Origin of the sequence: Xanthomonas hydrangeae (assembly GCF_032697525.1) — a bacterium.
GTDB classification, from domain to species: Bacteria; Pseudomonadota; Gammaproteobacteria; order Xanthomonadales; family Xanthomonadaceae; genus Xanthomonas; species Xanthomonas hydrangeae.
Genome location: NZ_CP103836.1, coordinates 4,887,390 through 4,907,083 on the forward strand (window position 1 = coordinate 4,887,390; position 19,694 = coordinate 4,907,083).

The window sequence follows — 19,694 nt, forward strand, 5'->3', positions numbered from 1 at the left end:
GGTGGTCGGCTTCGTCGTTGCAGTGGTGGTGCTGGCCTTGCTCGCGTTCGCCGTGGCGCTGCGGCCGCTGTGGCGCCAGACGCGCGGACTGGCTGCCAGCGTCGCGGTGTTATTGCTGGCGGCGAGCGCGGCCTTGTATTGGCTAATCGGTACGCCGAGTGCGATCGAACAGCCGGCCAATCGACCGGCCACACCACGCTCGTTGGACGAAGCCATCGTGCAACTGCGCGCTGCATTGGCGAGCAATCCCGATCAGGCCGAAGGCTGGGTGTTGCTGGGGCGCTCGCTGTCCAGCCAGCAGAAATTCGCGCAAGCGCGTGATGCATTTGCACGCGCGGTTGCGTTGCGCCCGGACGAGCCTGACGTGCTGGTGGCCGCCGCGCAATCGCGCATGCTCGCCGACGACAGCGGGCAGCCGGACCCGCAGGCCATGCGTCTGCTCGAACATGCTTTGGCGCTGCAGCCGGACCATCAACGCGCGCGCTGGTTTCTCGGTGTGGTGCAACGCCAGGCCGGTCAGCCGGCCAAGGCCAGCGAGACCTGGACGCCGTTGCTCGCTGTGGTCGATGCCAACACGCGCCCCGGCCTGCTAGAACAGATCAATGCCGCACGTGGCGAGGCCAAACTGGAACCGATCCAGGCACCTGCTGCGCCTGCCGCTGCAGCCAGCGGCAAACCCATCCAGGTGCGCGTGACGCTGGATGCCGAATTCGCCAAACGCGCCGGATTGCCCGGCGATACCAGCGTCTTCGTGATCGCGCGCGCGGCAGATACCCCGATGCCGGTGGCGGTGGAAAAACACGCGCTCAGCGACTTGCCTTTGACCATCACCCTGGACGATGGCGACAGCCCGATGCCGACGCGCACGCTGTCGTCGCTGGACAAGGTACAGGTGCTGGCGCGGCTGTCGCGCAGCGGCAACGCAATGCGCCAGGCCGACGATGTGGAAAGCGCGCCAGTGATGGTGGCACTGCCTGCCGATGCGCCAGTAGAGTTGGTGATCGGACGCTGATTGCTTGCCACATGTCGTTGCGACGCTTGGGCCAATGGACGAAGAGCGGCCACAAAACGTAGCGCGCAGTCGTAAGGCCTATCTGGACGGCGCCGAGGAATCGGAGTGTCACGCATCACATGCCGCACCGAGTAACGGCTGCGCCATCATTGTGTTAGCTGCTACCAACGTCATCTGGGTGGTCCCAAGCCGCGTTGGTCGAGGGCGCGATGCCCTCGCCGCTCGCGGGACACGCCGTAAACCCGTCCATGGGGCTCGGTGGCGGCATCCATCATGCCGCCACACGGTCCCGCAATCGGCAAGGACACCGCGCCAGGAAGTTGGTCGGTAGCCAAGTAAAAAGCGGGTCATCTCGCGGGTTGCATCGGCTTGCGAGTACGGGCCGCAACTACAGAGATCCAGCGCATCAGAAGCACGTCATGCATTGCTTGCACCATGCACACCGACCATATCGACTGGTCCTTGCCCGCCCACCGTCGCGGGACCTTACGCGGCATGGATGCCGCGTAAGAGCCTACACGGACGTACTTGCGGCGTGTCCCGCGACGGTGGGCGGGCAAGGGCCCTGCAGCCAAGCCGCAGATCCGCCGCTCTGAAGGCTGATATCAAGCAGCGCAAGGGCTCAAACCCACTCCCATCCTGCACCCGGCGCGTACCATGGCAGATAGAATTGCGACATGACTGAATTCATTCCCCCCGGCACGCGCTTCCACGCCCTGCCCTCGCCGTTTCCGATGAAGCGTGGCGGCGCCCTGCACCAGGCGCACGTCGCCTACGAAACCTGGGGCACGCTGGCAGCCGATCGCAGCAACGCGGTGTTGATCGTCACCGGTCTGTCGCCCAACGCGCATGCTGCGGCAAATCAAGCCAATCCAGAGCCCGGTTGGTGGGAAGCGATGCTCGGGCCAGGCAAGCCGATTGATACCGAGCGCTGGTTCGTGGTGTGCGTCAATTCCTTGGGCAGTTGCAAGGGCTCGACCGGCCCGGCCTCGATCGACCCCGCCACCGGCGCGCTGTATCGCCTGACATTTCCGGAGTTGTCGATCGAAGATGTGGCCGATGCAGCAGCCGATGTCGTGCGCGCGTTGGGCATCGAACAACTTGCCTGCCTGATCGGCAACTCGATGGGCGGCATGACCGCGTTGGCGTTGCTGCTGCGGCACCCCGGCATTGCGCGCAGCCACATCAACATCTCCGGCAGCGCGCAGGCGTTGCCGTTCTCGATCGCCATCCGCTCGCTGCAGCGCGAAGCCATCCGCCTGGATCCGCACTGGAACGGCGGCCATTACGACGACACCCGTTATCCCGAATCGGGCATGCGTATGGCGCGCAAACTCGGCGTGATCACCTACCGCTCCGCGCTGGAATGGGACGGCCGCTTCGGCCGTGTACGACTAGATTCCGAGCAGGCCGCCGACGACCCGTTCGGGCTGGAATTCCAGGTCGAAAGTTATCTGGAAGGTCACGCGCGCCGCTTCGTGCGCTTCTTCGATCCCAATTGCTATCTGTATCTGAGCCGCTCGATGGACTGGTTCGATCTGGCCGAGTATGTCGCCGACAAGCCGGCCATTGACGCGCGTGTCGATGGCACGCAGCTCGACAACCCACACCTCGCCGCCAAGCCCGATACCGGCGTCTCCACCGACGCCACGGTGCTGGCCGGTCTGGCGCAGATCCGCATCGCGCGTGCGCTGGCGATCGGTGCCAATACCGACATCCTGTTTCCCGTGCAGCAACAGGAACAGATCGCCGAAGGCTTGCGTGCCGGCGGTGCGGATGCTCAGTTTCTCGGGCTGGATTCGCCACAGGGCCACGATGCCTTCCTGGTCGATTTCGCGCGCTTCGGTCCGGCCGTGCGCAACTTTCTGGATGCTTGCTGATTTCCAGAACCGCGCAACGGCGGCGTGACCTGCCTCAGCGTGGTGGCCTGCCGCGCAAGACGCTAGCGGTGCTGTCACTGATCGGAATTGCAGTGTTGGTGGTTACAGATCGACTGCCAGCGCTGTTGGCACTGTGGTACGCGGCCGCCAGCGTAGTGGCGATGATCGCCTACCGACGCGACAAGAGCGCAGCCCAGCGCGGCCGGCGACGCACACCGGAAACGAGCTTGCACATCATCGCGCTGCTCGGCGGATGGCCGGGGGCATTGTTGGCGCAAGGGTTGTTCCGGCACAAGTCCAGCAAGGCGGCCTTCCAGCTGCGGTTCTGGATCATCGTTGTGGTGAACGTCGCAGTGTTGTTTTTTGCCTTGCGCCAGCCTGCGCTGATGGCTGCATTACACGCGCTGCTCAAATGAGCGACGCGCGTGCGATGCCCGTGCGCGCAAGAAATAGATACCAAGACCTGCAACACCTCACCCGCACGGCATGGCACGGGTCACCATCTATTCGCTGCTTGCGTATTGGAAGAAACGCCTCAGACCAACGACTCCAACACACCCGCACGCATGCGATATCGCCGATGCACCACACCGGCCGGCACGCTGTCGTGGGTGATCATCACCAGGCTGCGCTCGCCGAGCGCTGCAGAGAGATCCAGCAGCAACGCGTGTGCGGTGTCCACGTCCAGGCCGTCGGTGGGTTCGTCCAGCAGCAGGATCGGTGCGTCGCGCAGCAGCGCGCGCGCCAGCGCGAGCCGTCGCGCCTGTCCAGCAGAAAGCGTGGCGCCGTTTTCGCCAACCCAGGTGTCCAGCCCATTCTGCGCAGTGGCCCACTCGCGCAGCCGCACCTGATCCAGCACGCTCCACATCGCGGCATCGCTGGCGCTGGCATCGCCAATCAGCAGATTTTCGCGCACCGTGCCGGCAAAGACCGGGGCGTTCTGCGGCAGCCAGGCGATGCGTCGATGCCATTGCGTCTGCGCGAGGTGGCGCAGGTCGATATCGGCGTACGTCACCTGCCCCGCCTGCGGATCCCATAGCCGCAACAGCAGTGCGGACAAGGTGCTCTTGCCGCTGCCGCTGTCGCCGCTGATGGCGATACGCTCGCCAGGCGCCAGCGTCAGATCGAGCGCCTGCAGCACCGGACGTGCACTGCCCGGCCACGCAAAGCCGACCTGATGCAGCTGCAGCGTGCCGCTGCGCGGCGCAACCGTGGCGTGCGGCGGATCGACGACCGACGGCGCCTGATCGACGATGGACTGCAGGCGTTTGGCGGCGACGCGTGCGCTCAACAGCGCCTGCAACGCGAGCCCGGCGCCGGCCCAGACTTCCAGCAACGCCATGGTCAAAAACAGCAAGCCGGCCGCCATCTCCGCCGCAATCAATCCGCGCGCTGCCGCACTCAACCCAAGCCAGAGCATGCCGGCCAGGCCGATGCCGCCACAGACGGCGTGCAGCAGATTACCGCCGATCAAGCGACTGCGCTGAATGCGGTCGCCATCGACGACGGCCGCCGCCGCTGCATCGACCTGATGCAGCCAAGCGCCTTGCGCATCGACAGCGGCGAGATCGGCGGCACCTTCCAGCCCTTCGAAGGCCTGCGTCCGCAAGGCGGTGCGTTGCTGCGCGCGCAGCTGTTCGCGCTGTGCACCGCCGCGTGCCACCCGCCACGGCACCACGCCACCGATGATCACGCCAAGCACGGCCAGCAACACTGCAGCTGGCGGATAGATCAGCACTGCAGCAACCACCCCGGCAAGCCAGATCCCCAGCAATGCGGCCAACGGCGCCAGCGCACGCACGCTCAAGCCATCGACTTCACTGACGTCGGACATCAGCCGCGCCAGCAGATCGCCGGTACGCGTGGCCGACAACCGGCCTGGCGCAAGTGGCAACGCACGGCGGAAGAACCACACGCGCAGGTCCCGGGCGATACGCAGCGTGGCATCGTGGCCGATCAATTTTTCACCATAGCGCGAGACGATGCGCGCGAAGGTCAGCGCGCGAATGCCGGCCGAGGGCGAGAAGAAATTGAAACCGGTGCCCATGCCTGCAACACCCGCCAATGCAGCGGCGGTCAGAAAACTGCCGGACAGACCGAGCAAGCCAACGCCTGCCAGCATGGTGACCAGCACCAGCAGTGCGGACAGCAGCAGACGCCAGGCATGCCGGCCAAACACATCGCGCAGACGATCGGGCTGTGTGGTGCTCATGGCAGCTCCGCTGCGACAGTGGCGCCGCGCAGATCGATCACCGTATCGGCCCAGCGCATCACCGCAGCGCTATGCGTGGCCAGGATCACCGCGCGGCCGCGCGCGAACACACCCAGCGTGCGCAGCAGCTCCGCTTCGGTGTCCGGGTCGAGGAAGGCGGTGGGTTCGTCCAGCAGCAACAGGTCCGGCTCGCGCAGCAACAGCCGCGCCAGGGCTACGCGCCGTGCCTCGCCACCGGACAGCCCAAATCCGCGTTCGCCGATCGCCGTGTCCAGGCCGGCCGGCAACTGCGCGGCAAAGCGCAGTACTTGCGCAGCGTCGGCCACCGCGTGCAGCCGCGCGTCGCTGGCCTGTGGATCGGCCAGGCGCAGGTTGTCGGCGATGCTGCCGTGAAACAGATACGGCCGCTGCGTGGCGTAGCCGATGCGTGCACCCGGGCGCAGCATCACGCAGCCTGCATCGGGCGCAAGCCAGCCGGCCAGGCCTTCCAGCAGCGTACTCTTGCCGCTGCCGCTTGCACCGATCAACGCCACGCGTTGCCCAGGCTGCAAGATCAGCGAAAAATTCTCCACCACCACCTGTGGCGCGCCTGCTGGACGCAATGCCAGTCCACGCGCCTGCAACAGCGGTGCGTGTGCCTGCACCGGTTCCAGTGCACGCGGCGGCACTGGCGCCGCCTGCGTGACTGCAGCTAGCTCGACGCCCTCCAGCAAGCGCTCGGCTTCGGCCACCGCAGCCAGGGCATTGGCACGGTCGTGGTAATGCGCGGCCAGCCGCCGCAGCGGCGCAAAGAATTCCGGCGCCAGCAGCAGGCAGAACATGCCCGCGCCCAGCGTCGGCAATCCGTGCAGATCCAACATGCCCAGATAACTCAGGCCGAAGTACAGCGCCACGATCGCCACGCTCACCGAGGCGAAGAATTCCAGCACCGTGGACGACAGGAACGCGATCCGCAGCACCTTGAGCGAGCGCTCGCGCACGCCCTCGGCTGCGGCGGCAATGCCGCTCAACTCGGCCTCGCCGCGCCCGTACATGCGCAGCAGGCCCAGGCCTTTGAGGCGATCGGCAAAATGCCCGCCCATCCGTGCCAGCTCGCCGAGTTGCTCGCGCCCCGCCGCTTCGGCGCCCCAACCTACCAGCATCATGAAAAACGGAATCAGTGGCGCAGTCAGCAGCAACACCAGGCCCACCACCCAGTCGACCGAAAACACCGCGATCAAGATCAGCGGCGGCACCAGCATCATTTCGGTACGCGCGAGTTGGTAGCCGACGAAATAGCCTTCCAGCGCATCGGTGTGGGCCAGGCTCAATTCGCCCAGCTCGCCGCTGCGTTGGCGGCGCAACCACACCGGCCCGTGCTGCACCAGCCGGCGTGCGATGCGTGCCCGCAGTTCGCGTTTGGCCACATCGGCCACCTCGCCGGTCAGCGACTGCGCCCAGGCATTGAGCAAGGCGCGTCCGACCAGCACAGCCAACAACCCCACACCCACATCACGTAAGTGCAGCAGCGGCAGATGCTGCGCCAGCACGGCCTGCAACAACCAGGCGATCGCCGCCGCTTGTGCCAGCAGCAGCACGCCGGACACCGCCACCGCAACGCCAGCCAGCCGCTTCGCACGCGCGGCCGGTGCGGCGAGCGCATCCAGCCATTGGCCGCGTTGACGGCGCTGGGCTGGCGTTTCGCTGGCTCGCACGCTGGGCTGGCTCACATCGCTCTCTAGGAAGACATCGTGTTGCAAGCGATTGTAAGTCGCTACCTCCCGCTCCGGGCTGCGCATTGTGCCGCACCCGCTCGCCACGGCATTGATCTGGATCAACGCGCATGTCGCGGCAAGCGCAGATGATCGGCTGCATTCCTTCATCGACACCCAACCAGGCCACCCCGCCATGATCGACTCGACAGTTGTTGAATTGTCGCGGCTGCAGTTCGCAGTCACCGCGATGTACCACTTCATCTTTCCGCCGCTGACCATGGGCCTGTCGTTCCTGCTCGGCATCATGGAGAGCGTCTATGTGATGACCGGCAAGCAGATCTGGCGGCGCATGACCATGTTCTGGGGCGTGCTGTTCGGCATCAACTTCGCCATGGGTGTCGGCACCGGCATCGTGATGGAGTTCGAGTTCGGCATGAACTGGTCCTACTACAGCCATTACGTGGGCGACATCTTCGGTGCGCCGCTGGCGATCGAAGGCCTGATGGCGTTCTTCCTGGAAGCGACCTTCCTGGGCCTGTTCTTCCTCGGCTGGAACCGCTTGAGCAAGGTGCAGCATCTGGCCACCACCTGGCTGGTGGCGCTGGGCAGCAACTTCTCGGCGCTATGGATCCTGATCGCCAACGGCTGGATGCAGAACCCGGCCGGCGCGGTGTTCAATCCGGACACCATGCGCATGGAAGTGGTCGATTTCATGGCGGTGCTGTTCAACCCGGTGGCGCAGGCCAAGTTCGTGCATACCGTCAGCGCGGGCTACGTGCTCGGTGCGGTGTTGGTGATGTCGATCAGCGCGTTCTATCTGCTGCGCGGCACCCATGTGGAGATGGCGCGGCGCTCGTTCGCGGTAGCTGCCGCGTTCGGGCTGTTGTCGTCGCTGTCGGTGGTGGTGCTCGGCGATGAGAGCGGCTATGCCGCCAACGAACATCAGAAAATGAAATTGGCAGCGATCGAGGCGATGTGGGAAACCGAAGCCGCGCCTGCCGACTTCACCGCGTTCGGCATTCCCAATCAGCAGACCCATCGCAACGACTACGCGATCAAGATCCCGTACCTGATGGGCTTGATCGCCACCCGTTCGCTGGATGAGCCGATTCCCGGCATTCTGGAGCTGGTCGGGCGCGCCGAGCACCGCATCCGCGGCGGCCAGATCGCCTACGGTGCATTGGAGCGCGTGCGCGCCAACAAGGACGATGTCGAAGCGCGCAAGGTGTTCGATGCGCATTGGCAGGATCTGGGCCACGGCCTGCTGCTCAAGCGTTATCGCGACGATATCGGCAATGCCACGCCGGAGCAGATCGCCCAGGCCGCCATGGACACCGTACCGCGCGTGCTGCCGCTGTTCTGGACCTTCCGCATCATGGCCGCCATCGGCATCTACCTGATCGTGTTCTTCGCCGTCGCGTTTTGGTTCGCCTGCAAGCACAACTTCCAGGAAAAACGCTGGTTCCTGACCGTGGCGTTGTGGACCTTGCCGCTGCCGTGGATTGCGATCGAGTGCGGCTGGTTCGTGGCCGAATACGGTCGCCAGCCGTGGGCGGTGGAAGGCGTGCTGCCGACCTTCTATGCCGCCTCTGGCCTGGATCTGTACGAAATCGTGTTGACCCTGGTCGGCTTCACCGCGCTGTACACCACGCTGCTGGTCATCGCGATCAAGCTGTCGCTGAAGACCATCCGCAAGGGCCCGGATGCGCTGTTTCCGCCGACGTATCACGCCGCCTCGCCGAATACCCCCTCGCCTCACGCTTCCTCACCCACCGCCCCATTGAGCACCGGTGCGTTGGCCGGCGGCGCACCGTAAGCCAGGAGAAACACCATGGATTTCATCTTGCTCGACTACACCACATTGCGCGTGATCTGGTGGCTGCTGCTGGGCGTCCTGCTGTCCGGTTACGCGGTAATGGGCGGCTTCGATCTGGGGGTCAGCACGCTGCTGCCGCTGGTCGCCCGTAACGATGCCGAGCGCCGCCTGGTGATCAACACCATCGGCCCGGTCTGGGAAGGCAACCAGGTGTGGCTGATCCTGGGCGGCGGCGCGATCTTCGCTGCATTCCCGCCGCTGTACGCAGTGAGTTTTTCCGGATTCTATCTGGCGATGTTCCTGATCCTGTTCGCGCTGATCCTGCGTCCGGTCGGTTTCAAGTTCCGTGGCAAGCTGGCCGATCAGCGCTGGCGCAATAACTGGGACTGGGCGTTGTTTATCGGCGGCTGCATTCCTGCACTGATCATGGGCGTGGCGGTCGGTAACGTGCTGCTCGGGGTGCCGTTCCATTTCGACGACAGCATGCGCATCTTCTACACCGGCAATCTGTTCGGCTTGCTGACGCCATTCGCACTGCTCGCCGGGTTGCTCAGCGTGGCGATGCTGATGGCGCACGGGGCGGCGATGCTGGTGCTCAAGACCGATGGGCCGGTGGCCGATCGCGCCGCGCGCTTCGGCAGCATCGCCGCGCTGTGTGCGGTGGCACTGTTCGCAGGTGCCGGTGCATGGGTCGCGCTGGGTCTGCCTGGTTACGCGGTGACTTCGGTCCTGGCCACCGATGCGCCGACCAATCCGCTGGCCAAGACCGCCGCGCTCACCGCTGCCGGTGGCTGGCTGCACAACTACAGCAGCATGCCGGCCACCTTGATGGCACCACTGATCGGTCTGGTCGGGCTTGCGATGAATGCGCTGCTGCTGCGTGTGCGGCGTGGCGGCCTGGCGTTCATCGCTTCGGGTTGCGCTATCGTCGGCATCATTCTCACTGTCGGCTTTGCGCTGTTTCCGTTCCTGCTGCCCTCCTCCACTGCACCGCGCATGAGCTTGACGCTGTGGGATGCGTCCAGCAGCCGTCTGACGCTGTGGATCATGTTGCTGGCGACCGCGGTGTTCATGCCGATCGTGCTGGCCTACACAAGCTGGGTCTACCGCTTGCTCAAGGGCAAGGTCACGGCCGATGAGTTGTCGGCCAATCCCAACGCGTATTGAGAGCAGGTCACACACCTACTCCGCAGCGGCACCGCCTCAACCTCTCACACTCTTCAACGATTCTAAGGAGAACACCGATGTGGTATTTCGCATGGATCCTCGGCACCGGCCTGGCTGCGTTGGCTGCCGTGCTCAACGGCATGTGGTTCGAAGCACGCGAATCCGAGCGTGGTCAGCCGCGCCAGTAAAATAAATCTCACGGATGCTTGCCGATTCGGCATTCCGTATGTAACATACGCGGCTCCTTCGGGGTGTAGCTCAGTCTGGTAGAGCGCTACGTTCGGGACGTAGAGGTCGCAGGTTCGAATCCTGTCTCCCCGACCAGTTTCAAAACACAAAACCGGCCTCGTGCCGGTTTTGTGTTTTCAGGCGCTGGCGCAGCGATGCGCGCAGTGCGGATGGTCTGTCATGTCTGTTGTCATTGCCGGTGCTTCCTCGTCCGCCCAGTTGCGTGGCCGCGGGTTGGTGCTGGCTGCCATTTTGTTGTCTGCATTCAACTTGCGTACGGCGGTCACCTCGTTGACGCCGCTGCTGGAACGCATCGCAGATGAGTACGCATTCGGCGCGCCCACCATGGGTGCGATCGGCATGTTGCCGACCGCTGCGTTCGCACTCACCGGCGTCGCAACGCCCGCGTTGCTGCGCCGCTTCGGCTTACTGCGCACTGCGCTGTTGTCGATGGCATTGGCGAGCCTCGGGTTGGTGTTGCGACCGCTGCTGCCGGACACCGCCGGGCTGCTGGTCGGATCGCTGGTGGCGCTGGCCGGCATGGGCATGGGCAATGTGGTGTTGCCGCCGCTGGTGAAGCGCTATTTCGGCGATCGCGTGGGCGGCGTCAGCACGCTGTACATCACCGTGCTGCAGGTCGGCACCTTGTTGCCCGCGCTGCTGGCGGTGCCGGTGGCCGATGCACTGGGCTGGCGCAGCTCGATGGTGGTGTGGGTATTGCCGGCATTGCTGGCGTTTGCGGCCTGGGCGTTGGTGTACGCCAACCATCGCCGCCTGCGCGCCACCGGGCCGGCACCGATCACGCCGACAACCGAGGCAGAAGGCCGCGTCGCACGCACAGCGTTGGGCTGGAGCATGGCGCTGACCTTCGGCATGACCTCGCTGATCACCTATTCGATGTTCACCTGGTTGCCGACGCTGCTGCGCGAAGCCGGCGCCTCGCCCGCGTTCGGCGGCACCATGGTCGCGCTGTTCGCGGCACTGGGCATGGTCGGCGCGTTGACCATGCCGGCACTGGCGGTGCGCATGCGCAATCCCTTCCCGATCGTGCTGCTGTGCGCGGCCTGCCATCTGGTCGCGTTTGCCGGGCTGTGGTGGGCACCGCTGGCCGCACCGATTCTCTGGGTGACCTTGCTGGGTCTGGGCCCGAGCACGTTTCCGCTGGCGCTGGTGCTGGTCAATCAGCGCTGCCGCACCGCTGCCGGGTCGGCAGCGTTGTCCGGATTCTCGCAAGGCATGGGGTATGCGGTGAGCTGCCTGGGGCCGTTCCTGTTCGGCTGGTTGCACGCGCACCACGGCGGCTGGACGTCGCCGTTCGCGTTCCTGGTCATCTGCCTGCTGGTGCAACTGTCCGCCGCCTGGGTGGCCTGCCGCCCGCAGCTGCTGGAAGACGTGTGGGCGCCGCCTGCGCGCGGCGCCCGTGCAGTCAACGTACCGGCAGACTGATGTAGCTGGGCTGCTCCGGGCTCACGTACACCCGCTGCGTGGCTTTCCGGTAATCGCCTGGCTTGGCGAAAAAGATGTTGGGCACGTAGGTCTGCGGGTTGCGGTCGTACAGCGGAAACAGGCTGGACTGCACCTGCACCATCACCCGGTGCCCGGGCTGGAAGGTGTGATTGGCAGTCGGCAGGCCGAACTGGAACCCCAGCGGCTGGTTGGCTGCCAGCGGCTTGGGCGTGCTGAAACTCTCGCGGTAGCGGCCGCGGAAGATTGCCAGCGACACCGGCAGCTCGTAACCGCCCATCTTGGGGTTGGAGGCCATCTCATCCGGATACACGTCGATCAGCTTCACCACCCAATCGCTGTCGCTGCCGCTGGTGGAGGCCTGCAGATGCACTTCCGGTGCGCCGGCGATCTGCAAGGGCTCGGTCAACGGCTCGGTGACGAAGGTCAGCACATCCGGGCGGCCATCGACGAAGCGCTGATCCTGCACCAGCCAGGTGGTCCACATGCTGCGATCGGCAAAATCCACCGGGCGCGGCACGAACGGCACCGGCTTGGCCGGGTCGGAGACGTACTCCTCAAAGCCCGGCTGCCCCGCCGCCGGCTGCTGGAACGACAGCTTGCCGCCGGCCTGCAGATACAGCGGCTTGCTGGTCGAGGCACACCCCTTGGCGCAGCTGCGCGGCCAGGCCTGCAGACGGTCCCAATGGTTTTCGCCGGTGTTGTAGATGAACACCGGCGGCGTGCTCGCCTTGGGCGCGCCATCAACCAGGTATTGATCGAAGAACGGACGCAGCACATCGCGACGGAACTGGCGCGCGGTATCGCCGTCGAAATTCAGTGCGCCCAGTGAACTGGCCTCGCTATTGACCTGGCTGTGCCGCCACGGCCCCATCACCAGATAGTTGAGCGTATTGCGCTTGTCGCGCGGCTCCATCGCCGCGTAACTGTGGATGGCGCCCCACATGTCTTCCTGGTCCCACAGGCCCTGCAACCACATGGTCGGCACTTTCAACGGGGTACGCGCCATCACCTTGTCCAGCGCCTGCTCCTGCCAGAAGTTGTCGTAGGCGGCGTGTTCGGTGAGCTTGTGCCACCACGGCAGCTGCTCCAGGCCGGCGGCCTTGGCGAAGTCGCCGGCCGAGCCGGCCTGCAGGAAATTGCTGTAATCGTCGTGCCCCTGACGCGGGATGCCGGCGCCCTTGCCGCGCTTGCTGAGCTGGCCGGTGAAGTAATCGAAATTGACCTGGCGGAACGCACCGTAATTGAACCAGTCGTCGCCCATCCAGCCATCGATCATCGGGCTCTCCGGCGCGGCCACCTTCAATGCCGGATGCGGATTGGTCAGCGCCATCACCACGGTGAAACCTTCGTAGGACGAGCCGATCATGCCGACCTTGCCGTTGGATTCGGTGAGGTTTTTCACCAGCCAATCGATGGTGTCCCAGGCATCGGTGGCATGGTCGACCTCGCCGGGATTGAGCGCGCCACGCAGCGGCCGCGTCATCACGTACTCGCCTTCCGAGCCGTACTTGCCGCGCACATCCTGGAACACGCGGATATAGCCGCCTTCCACGAACACGTCATCGCCCGCAGACAACAGGTCCTTCATATGCGGCGAGGCCAGACGCTCGGTGCGGCCGCTGGCGTCGTACGGGGTGCGCGTGAGCACGATCGGCGCATTGCGCGCGCCCTTGGGCAGCACGATCACCGTATGCAGCTTGACCCCGTCGCGCATCGGGATCATCACCTCGCGTTTGACGTAGTCGTTGGCGGCGTCGCCTGCCACGAACGGCTTGCCGGTGATATCCGGCGTCATCGGAGAGGTTTGTGCCATCGTGCCACCGGTGGTGGCAGCAATGGCGGTGGCGAGCAGGCAGGCGGCAAAACGGCGCATCGACGACTCCGGAAGTGCGGGGGGCAGTCGTCGACTGTAGGCAGACGGCGGCCTGCCGGGGGAGTGTCAAAGGTCGTGGTTGCGGGGTTGACTGGTACAAATGGCGACAGGATTGCGCGCGATCGGGGCGCGCGGTGCGCAGTACCTGCTGCGGCCTTCGGCAGCAACTGACTTGCGTTTGGTTGCGCCGTTGCCGATCAGTGCCGCACCTGGCCTTCGCCACGCACCACAAAGCGCTCCACGGTCAGCGCTTCCAGGCCCATCGGGCCATAGGAATGCAGACGCGTGGTGGAGATGCCGATTTCGGCGCCCAGGCCAAGCTCGCCGCCGTCGGAGAAGCGCGAGGACGCGTTGACCATCACCACGGCCGAGCGCAGCGATTGCACGAATAGTTCGGCATTGGCAGTGCTCTGCGTGGCGATGACTTCGGTGTGGTCCGAGCCGTACTGGCGAATATGCGCAAGCGCGGTGTCCAGATCCGGCACCACGCGGATCGCCAGGATCAGATCGAGGAATTCGGCGGCATAGTCGTCATCGCTGGCAGGCGCGACATCGGGCAACAGCGCACGCGTTGCCGCATCGCCACGCAACTCCACATGGCGTTCGCGCAACGCTTGCGCTGCTGCCGGCAGAAAACGCTCGGCGATGTCTGCATGCACCAGCAAGGTCTCCAGCGCATTGCAGGCCGACGGTCGGCTGGCCTTGCCATCGACCAACAGACGCACGGCCAGGTCCACGTCGGCGGATGCATCCACGAACAGATGGCACACGCCCTTGTAATGCTTGATCACCGGCACCCGTGCGTGTTCGGCAACAAAACGGATCAGGCCCTCGCCACCGCGCGGAATCGCCAGATCGACGATATCGCTGAGCTGCAGCAACTCCAGCATGGTCTCGCGGCGCAGATCCTCGACCAGCGTCAACGCCGCTTCCGGCACGCCGGCGTCGCGCAAGGCGCGCTGCAGGGCGCGCGCAATCGCCGTGTTGGAGTGAATCGCCTCCGAGCCGCCGCGCAGGATCACCCCGTTGCCGGCCTTGATGCACAGCGCCGCCGCATCGGCAGTCACATTCGGGCGCGCCTCGTAGATCATCGCGATCACACCGAGCGGCACGCGCACCTTCTGCACGACGATGCCATTGGGGCGGACGTCTTCGCGCGTGATCTGCCCGACTGGATCGGGCAACTGCGCGACCTCGCGCAACGCGGCGGCAATCCCGTCCAGGCGCTTTGTGTCCAGCGCCAGACGATCGAGCATCGCAGCACCAACGCCCTTCTCGCGCGCCGCCTCCAGATCGCGCGCATTCGCCGCCAGGATCACCGCAGCATCGTGTTCCAGCGCAGTGGCCATCGCCTCCAGCAAGGCCTGCTTGGCAGACGACGACAGTTGCGACAGCACTTGCGCGGCATCGCGGCATTGCAGGGCGAGGGTTTGGATGGTCATTGGGGAGTCGGGAGTGGGGAATCGGGAATGGTAAAAGCGCGCGACATCACTCTACTGCGACGGAATCGGCTACGGGGAAAGTTCGGTAGAAACGCTCTTGCGATTCCCCATTCCCGATTCTCCATTCCCGGCTACAACAACACCAGATCATCGCGATGCACCACATTCTCGCCATAGCTGTAACCGAGCACGGTTTCGATCTCGCGCGAATGGCGCCCGCCGATACGGCGGATATCCACTGCTGAATACTGGCTGACGCCGCGCGCCAGGCAGCGCTCACCATCGGCATCGCGAAGGCGGATCTCCACCATGTCGCCGCGCCGGAAGTCGCCTTGTGCACTGGCCACACCGCCCGGTAGCAGCGATGCGCCCTTGCCGGTCAGCGCCGCAGCGGCGCCGCCATCGATCAGGATCGCGCCCGGCTCCACCGGTGCGTGGCGCAGCCAGTATTTGCGGGCGGCGATGCGCGTGCGTGCGGGGTGGATGCGCGTGCCACGCAGGCGATCCTGCGCAAGCCCGCGCACCACCTCGCTGCTGCGGCCGTTGAACAGATAGGTTTCGATGCCGGCAGCACCGGCCTTTGCGGCGGCTTCCAGCTTGGTGCGCATGCCGCCGGTACCCACACTGCTGCCGCTGCCGCCGGCCATCGCCAGTACCTCGGCGGTGAGTTCGGGCACGTCATCGAGAGGACGCGCCAACGGATTGCTGCGCGGGTCGGCGCTATACAAGCCATCGATATCGGTGGCGATGAACAAGGCATCGGCATCGACCAGCGCGGCCACGATCGCAGCGAGATTGTCGTTGTCGCCCAGCTTGAGCTCGTCCACCGAGACGGTGTCGTTCTCGTTGATCACCGGCAACGCACCCAGCCGCAACAACTCGCCCAGGGTGGCGCGCGCATTGAGATACCGACGGCGGTTACGCAGGTCATCGTGGGTGAGCAGTACCTGCGCCACCGGACGTTCGAAAAAGCGCTGCCACAGCGCGATCAATTGCGCCTGGCCAAGCGCGGCCAGGGCCTGACGCGCAGCGATCGGTGCACCGGCTTCGGCAGCTTTCGGCAGGATCGCGCGGCCAGCGGCCACCGCACCGGAAGAGACGATCACCAGCTCGCGCCCGGCAGCCAGATTGGCCGAGACGAATTGCGCCAGGCCCAACGCGAACCGCGGCGACAGGCCGCCACCATCGGCGGCCAACAGGCTGCTGCCCACCTTGAGCACCGCACGCCGCCATGGCGGCAGCGGCTGCTCGGTAAATAATGACGGCATGTCGGCAGGGGGTGTCATGGCAGTCAGACGCTCAGTGCGTGTTCCACTCATACACGGTCAGCGTCGAGGCATCGCGCAGCACCAAGGGATCGCGCGCAACGATCTGCTGCGCCTCCTCCAGACTGCCCAGATTGACCAACACATACGCACCGCCGGTGCGATCGCTGAAACCACCGGTCATTTCGAGCTGCCCGGCCGCACGCAATGCAGCGAGAAAATCCAGATGTGGCTGCACCACATCGGCGGGAAAATCCGGCTTGCGCATCGCCAGCACCAGATAGCGCGTTGTCATCAGCTGACGTCCTTCGCACGTGCTGTCGTGGGTGCACGATCATCGCGACCATGCGGTGCCGAGATCACCAGAAAGCGCGCCTCGACATCGGACAGATTGTGCATCTGATGGGTGGTGCCAGGCGGTACATCCAGGCCCTGCCCGACCCCGAGCACGTGCTGCGCGCCATCCAGTTGCAGCATCACTTCGCCGGCCAGCACATAGAAAAAATGGCGTGCGCGACTATGCCGATGACGCGACTCCGCAACGCCTGGCGGCATGCGTTCTTCGAGCACACTCAAGCTGGGGTCGCGCAACAGGTGCCAGCCTTCGCAGGCTTCGCCCCAGGGATAGTGTTCTGCGGTCTCGGTGCTGATCACGGCCATCAGCGCAGGGCCTCCCAACGGGCACGCAACATATCCAGCTGCAGATCCGCGGCGGCGCCTGGCGAGACGCGTGCGGCAAGGCTGCCTTCTGGCGTGCGCCCCTGCCCCGCAGTGTCGGACGATTCCGCTGCCGCCTTGTAGGCCTCGCGGAACGGCACACCGGCCACGGCCGCTTCCACCGCCACATCGGTGGCGTACATGCCCGAATCGATCGCCGCACGCAGCTTGTCCGGGCGCCATTCCAGATTGGCCAGCAACGCCGGCAGCAGTTCGAGCGCGGCCAGGCCGCGCCCGAAGCCATGCACGATCGCGCCCTTGCTGCTCTGCAGATCGCGGTGATAACCGGAAGGCAGCGACAACAACTGTTCGATTTCGGTCCGCGCCGCTGCCACGCTGGCATGGGTGGCGCGCATCAGTTCGATCACATCGGGGTTGCGCTTGTTCGGCATGATCGAGCTGCCGGTGGTGTATTGCGCCGGCAACGCGACAAAGGCGAATTCGCCGCTGGTGAACAACGACAGATCCCAGGCGATCCGGCGCAGATCCAGCGTTGCGCTACCGAGGGCTTCGAGCGCGGCCAGTTCGTACTTGCCGCGCGAGAGTTGCGCGTAGATCGGCGACACCTGCAGACGCGCAAAGCCGAGCTCGGCGGTGGTATGCGCACGGTCCAGCGGCAGGTTGACGCCGTAACCGGCCGCGGTGCCGAGCGGATTGCTGTCCACCAGACGCAAGGTGTCGGTGGCGCGCACCGCGTTATCGATAAAGGCTTCGGCCCAGCCTGCCCACCACATGCCGGCCGAGGACACCACCGCACGCTGGATGTGCGTATAGCCGGGCACCGGCAATTCGGCTTCGGCCTGCGCCCGATCCAGCGCCACCTTGGCGATGTCCGCGCTGAGCTCGGCCACGCGCTGCAGCTTGTCTTTCAACCACAGACGCGTGGCCACCAGGATCTGGTCGTTACGGCTGCGCCCGGTGTGGATCTTGCGGCCGGCATCGCCCAGGCGCTCGGTCAGGCGCGCCTCGATCGCCGAATGGCAATCTTCGTATTGCGCATCGAGCACGAACGCACCGCTGCGGAAATCGGCTGCCAGCAGATCCAGCTGCTCGCTCAGCCCGCCCAGTTCCTGCAGCGACAGGATCCCGATGTGCTGCAGCCCCTGGGCATGCGCCTTGCTAGCAGCGATGTCGTACAGGAAAAACTCGCGGTCCAGGATGACGTCGTCGCCGGCCAGGAAGCGCTGGATCTCGGCGTCCACTGCCACACCGGGTTTTTGCCACAACAGATTGGTCATCGGAAAGCGTCTCGAGTAAGTCGTCCAGTTGAATCCCCGCACATGGATATGCGGGCTTCTGCGAGGGACTCGCATCTTTGAATCCCCGCACATGGATGTGCGGGCTCTTGCGAGGGACTCGCATCAACGAATCGCAGTCAATTCGTCCCAGCCAAATGCCAGGTTGAGATTCTGCATCGCCTGCGTGGCCGCGCCCTTGAGCAGGTTGTCCAGCGTTGCCACCACCACCACGCGCTTGTTGCCCGGCGCCAGCGTCACGCCACCGATCTGCACGCCGTGTTTGCCGGCGATGCGGCTGACCCACGGCGCCTCGTCGACGATCTCGATCAGCGGCTCGTCGGCATAACGCTGCGTGTAGCGCGCCTGGATCTGCTCGCGCGTCAGCGCTTGCTGCAGCCACAGGTTGACGGTCATGGTGATGCCGCGGAAATGCGGCGCCACATGCGGCATGAACTCCACCGGCACGCCGAGCTGCGCAGAGACCTCGCGCTCGTGCATGTGGTTGGTCAGCGCATACGGCATCAGGTTATCGGACAGCAGCTCGGGGTTGTTCTTGTCCGAGGGCGTGGTACCTGCGCCGGAATAGCCGGAGACGCCAAAGCATTGTGGGGGCCCTGCCAGCTGATCGAGCAATGGTGCGATCGTCAGCTGCATCGCGGTGGCATAGCAGCCCGGGTTGCTGATGCGCTTCTGCCCGGTGTACTTTCCGCGCGTCAGCTCCGGCAGCCCGTAGTACCAGGCCGGATCGAAGCGGTAATCGGCCGACAGATCGATCAACAGCGTCTGCGGTCTGGCCGCATCGATCGCCGCCACGAACGGTTCGGCCTTGCCGTTGGGCAGCGCCAGGATCACCACATCGGCGGCCTTGGCGGCCACCGCATCGGCATCCAGGCTCTCGTAACGCAACTCACCTTGATACGCATCGTTGTGGTCGGCCACAGGTTGCCCGGCCAACTCGCGCGAGGACACTAACACCAGCTGCAGGTGCGGATGGGCCGTCACCAGCTTGATCAATTCCGAACCGGTATGCCCGCGGGCGCCGACAATGCCGATGGTCGTTGTTTGAACAGTCATGCGTTTGCTTCCAGGCGGAACTGCAGGTGGCGTTTCACCCCGGCCCATTCCGTATCGATGATGGAGAACACCACGGTATCGCGCGGTGTGCCGTCGGCATGGCGGGTGTGATTGCGCAGCACGCCGTCCTGCTTGGCCCCGAGCCGCGCGATCGCCGCGCGCGAGGTGTGATTGAACCAGCTGGTTTCGAAGACCACGCTCAAACAGCCCAGCGTTTCGAAGGCATGCTGCAACAGCAGCAGCTTGGTGTCGGTATTGACGCCGCTGCGCTGCACGCGCGGTGCGTACCAGGTGTAGCCGATCGACAGCCTGGGCACGGTCGCATCCAGCCCGTAATAGCGCGTGCAGCCGACGATCTCACCGGCCGCATCGCGCACCACGTAAGGCAGCACCAGCCCATCGGCCTGCGCAGCCAACGCCGCGCCCACGTAGTCGTCCACCTGCGCCGGCTGTGGCACGCCGGTGTACCACAGCCGCGACAACGCACCGTCGCCCAGCGCATCACGCAGCCCATCGGCATGCGCAGCTTGCAGCGGTTCCAATGTGACGTGTTGCCCGCTTAGCGTAGGTAGCTCGCGCCAGCGCGGTGGCAAGGGGATGGACGCCATC

17 protein-coding genes and 1 tRNA gene are annotated in these 19,694 nt (G+C 65.2%); 8 read left to right on the plus strand and 10 right to left on the minus strand.

Annotation, left to right across the window (positions count from 1 at the left end):
* Position 1: 1 nt before the first annotated feature.
* From NYR97_RS20645 to NYR97_RS20655, 3 genes are all read left to right on the plus strand, one after another.
* Complete coding sequence (locus NYR97_RS20645) at positions 2-1,012, plus strand: tetratricopeptide repeat protein (protein ID WP_316698403.1); 1,011 nt, start codon at positions 2-4, stop codon at positions 1,010-1,012.
* A 677-nt stretch (positions 1,013-1,689) separates the two neighbouring features.
* Complete coding sequence (gene metX, locus NYR97_RS20650; RefSeq protein ID WP_316695512.1) at positions 1,690-2,892, plus strand: homoserine O-acetyltransferase MetX; 1,203 nt, start codon at positions 1,690-1,692, stop codon at positions 2,890-2,892.
* 161 nt (positions 2,893-3,053) lie between these two features.
* Entirely contained in the window at positions 3,054-3,308 is a 255-nt protein-coding gene (locus NYR97_RS20655) for a DUF1294 domain-containing protein (protein ID WP_316698406.1), read from the plus strand.
* Between the two features lie 119 nt (positions 3,309-3,427).
* Here the strand turns inward: NYR97_RS20655 and cydC are convergent, their stop codons facing one another.
* Entirely contained in the window at positions 3,428-5,104 is a 1,677-nt protein-coding gene (gene cydC / locus NYR97_RS20660; RefSeq protein ID WP_316695514.1) for a thiol reductant ABC exporter subunit CydC, read from the minus strand.
* Complete coding sequence (gene cydD, locus NYR97_RS20665; RefSeq protein ID WP_316695515.1) at positions 5,101-6,882, minus strand: thiol reductant ABC exporter subunit CydD; 1,782 nt, start codon at positions 6,880-6,882, stop codon at positions 5,101-5,103. Before cydD ends, cydC begins: the two co-directional genes overlap by 4 nt.
* A 109-nt stretch (positions 6,883-6,991) precedes the next feature.
* Between cydD and NYR97_RS20670 the strand changes: the two genes are divergently transcribed.
* The 5 genes from NYR97_RS20670 (at position 6,992) to NYR97_RS20690 (ending at position 11,455) form a co-directional block, all read left to right on the plus strand.
* The gene (locus tag NYR97_RS20670) at positions 6,992-8,614 is read left to right on the plus strand and encodes a cytochrome ubiquinol oxidase subunit I (RefSeq protein WP_316695517.1); all 1,623 of its coding nucleotides are present in this window, start codon (positions 6,992-6,994) and stop codon (positions 8,612-8,614) included.
* Positions 8,615-8,629: 15 nt separating this feature from the next.
* The gene (gene cydB, locus NYR97_RS20675) at positions 8,630-9,781 is read left to right on the plus strand and encodes a cytochrome d ubiquinol oxidase subunit II (protein WP_316695519.1); all 1,152 of its coding nucleotides are present in this window, start codon (positions 8,630-8,632) and stop codon (positions 9,779-9,781) included.
* Positions 9,782-9,858: 77 nt separating this feature from the next.
* Positions 9,859-9,969, plus strand: coding sequence for a cytochrome bd-I oxidase subunit CydX (gene cydX, locus NYR97_RS20680; RefSeq protein WP_006449411.1), 111 nt, complete (start codon positions 9,859-9,861; stop codon positions 9,967-9,969).
* Positions 9,970-10,028: 59 nt separating this feature from the next.
* Positions 10,029-10,105 (plus strand) — tRNA-Pro (locus NYR97_RS20685).
* 123 nt (positions 10,106-10,228) lie between these two features.
* Positions 10,229-11,455, plus strand: coding sequence for a CynX/NimT family MFS transporter (locus NYR97_RS20690; RefSeq protein ID WP_316698408.1), 1,227 nt, complete (start codon positions 10,229-10,231; stop codon positions 11,453-11,455).
* Here the strand turns inward: NYR97_RS20690 and NYR97_RS20695 are convergent.
* The 8 genes from NYR97_RS20695 to NYR97_RS20730 all read right to left on the minus strand — a co-directional run bounded on the left by NYR97_RS20695 (position 11,436) and on the right by NYR97_RS20730 (position 19,693).
* Positions 11,436-13,349: a CocE/NonD family hydrolase gene (locus NYR97_RS20695; protein WP_205394570.1), complete on the minus strand. Its 1,914-nt coding sequence runs from the start codon at positions 13,347-13,349 to the stop codon at positions 11,436-11,438. The two genes, NYR97_RS20690 and NYR97_RS20695, sit on opposite strands and share 20 nt — an antisense overlap.
* Positions 13,350-13,546: 197 nt before the next feature.
* A complete protein-coding gene (locus tag NYR97_RS20700; protein WP_316695523.1) occupies positions 13,547-14,791 on the minus strand; it encodes a glutamate-5-semialdehyde dehydrogenase in 1,245 nt (414 codons plus the stop codon).
* A 131-nt stretch (positions 14,792-14,922) separates the two neighbouring features.
* Positions 14,923-16,077 carry a glutamate 5-kinase gene (gene proB / locus NYR97_RS20705; RefSeq protein WP_316695525.1) on the minus strand — a complete coding sequence of 385 codons (1,155 nt, stop codon included), beginning with the start codon at positions 16,075-16,077 and terminating at the stop codon, positions 14,923-14,925.
* A gap of 13 nt (positions 16,078-16,090) precedes the next feature.
* Positions 16,091-16,351, minus strand: coding sequence for a YciI family protein (locus tag NYR97_RS20710; RefSeq protein WP_006449417.1), 261 nt, complete (start codon positions 16,349-16,351; stop codon positions 16,091-16,093).
* On the minus strand, positions 16,351-16,716 hold the full coding sequence (locus NYR97_RS20715; RefSeq protein WP_167393494.1) for a cupin domain-containing protein: 366 nt from the start codon (positions 16,714-16,716) through the stop codon (positions 16,351-16,353). Before NYR97_RS20715 ends, NYR97_RS20710 begins: the two co-directional genes overlap by 1 nt.
* The gene (locus NYR97_RS20720; protein WP_316695529.1) at positions 16,716-18,011 is read right to left on the minus strand and encodes an argininosuccinate lyase; all 1,296 of its coding nucleotides are present in this window, start codon (positions 18,009-18,011) and stop codon (positions 16,716-16,718) included. Before NYR97_RS20720 ends, NYR97_RS20715 begins: the two co-directional genes overlap by 1 nt.
* A gap of 123 nt (positions 18,012-18,134) precedes the next feature.
* Positions 18,135-19,085 carry an N-acetyl-gamma-glutamyl-phosphate reductase gene (gene argC, locus NYR97_RS20725; protein ID WP_316695530.1) on the minus strand — a complete coding sequence of 317 codons (951 nt, stop codon included), beginning with the start codon at positions 19,083-19,085 and terminating at the stop codon, positions 18,135-18,137.
* Positions 19,082-19,693: a GNAT family N-acetyltransferase gene (locus NYR97_RS20730; RefSeq protein ID WP_316695531.1), complete on the minus strand. Its 612-nt coding sequence runs from the start codon at positions 19,691-19,693 to the stop codon at positions 19,082-19,084. Before NYR97_RS20730 ends, argC begins: the two co-directional genes overlap by 4 nt.
* Position 19,694: the final 1 nt, after the last annotated feature.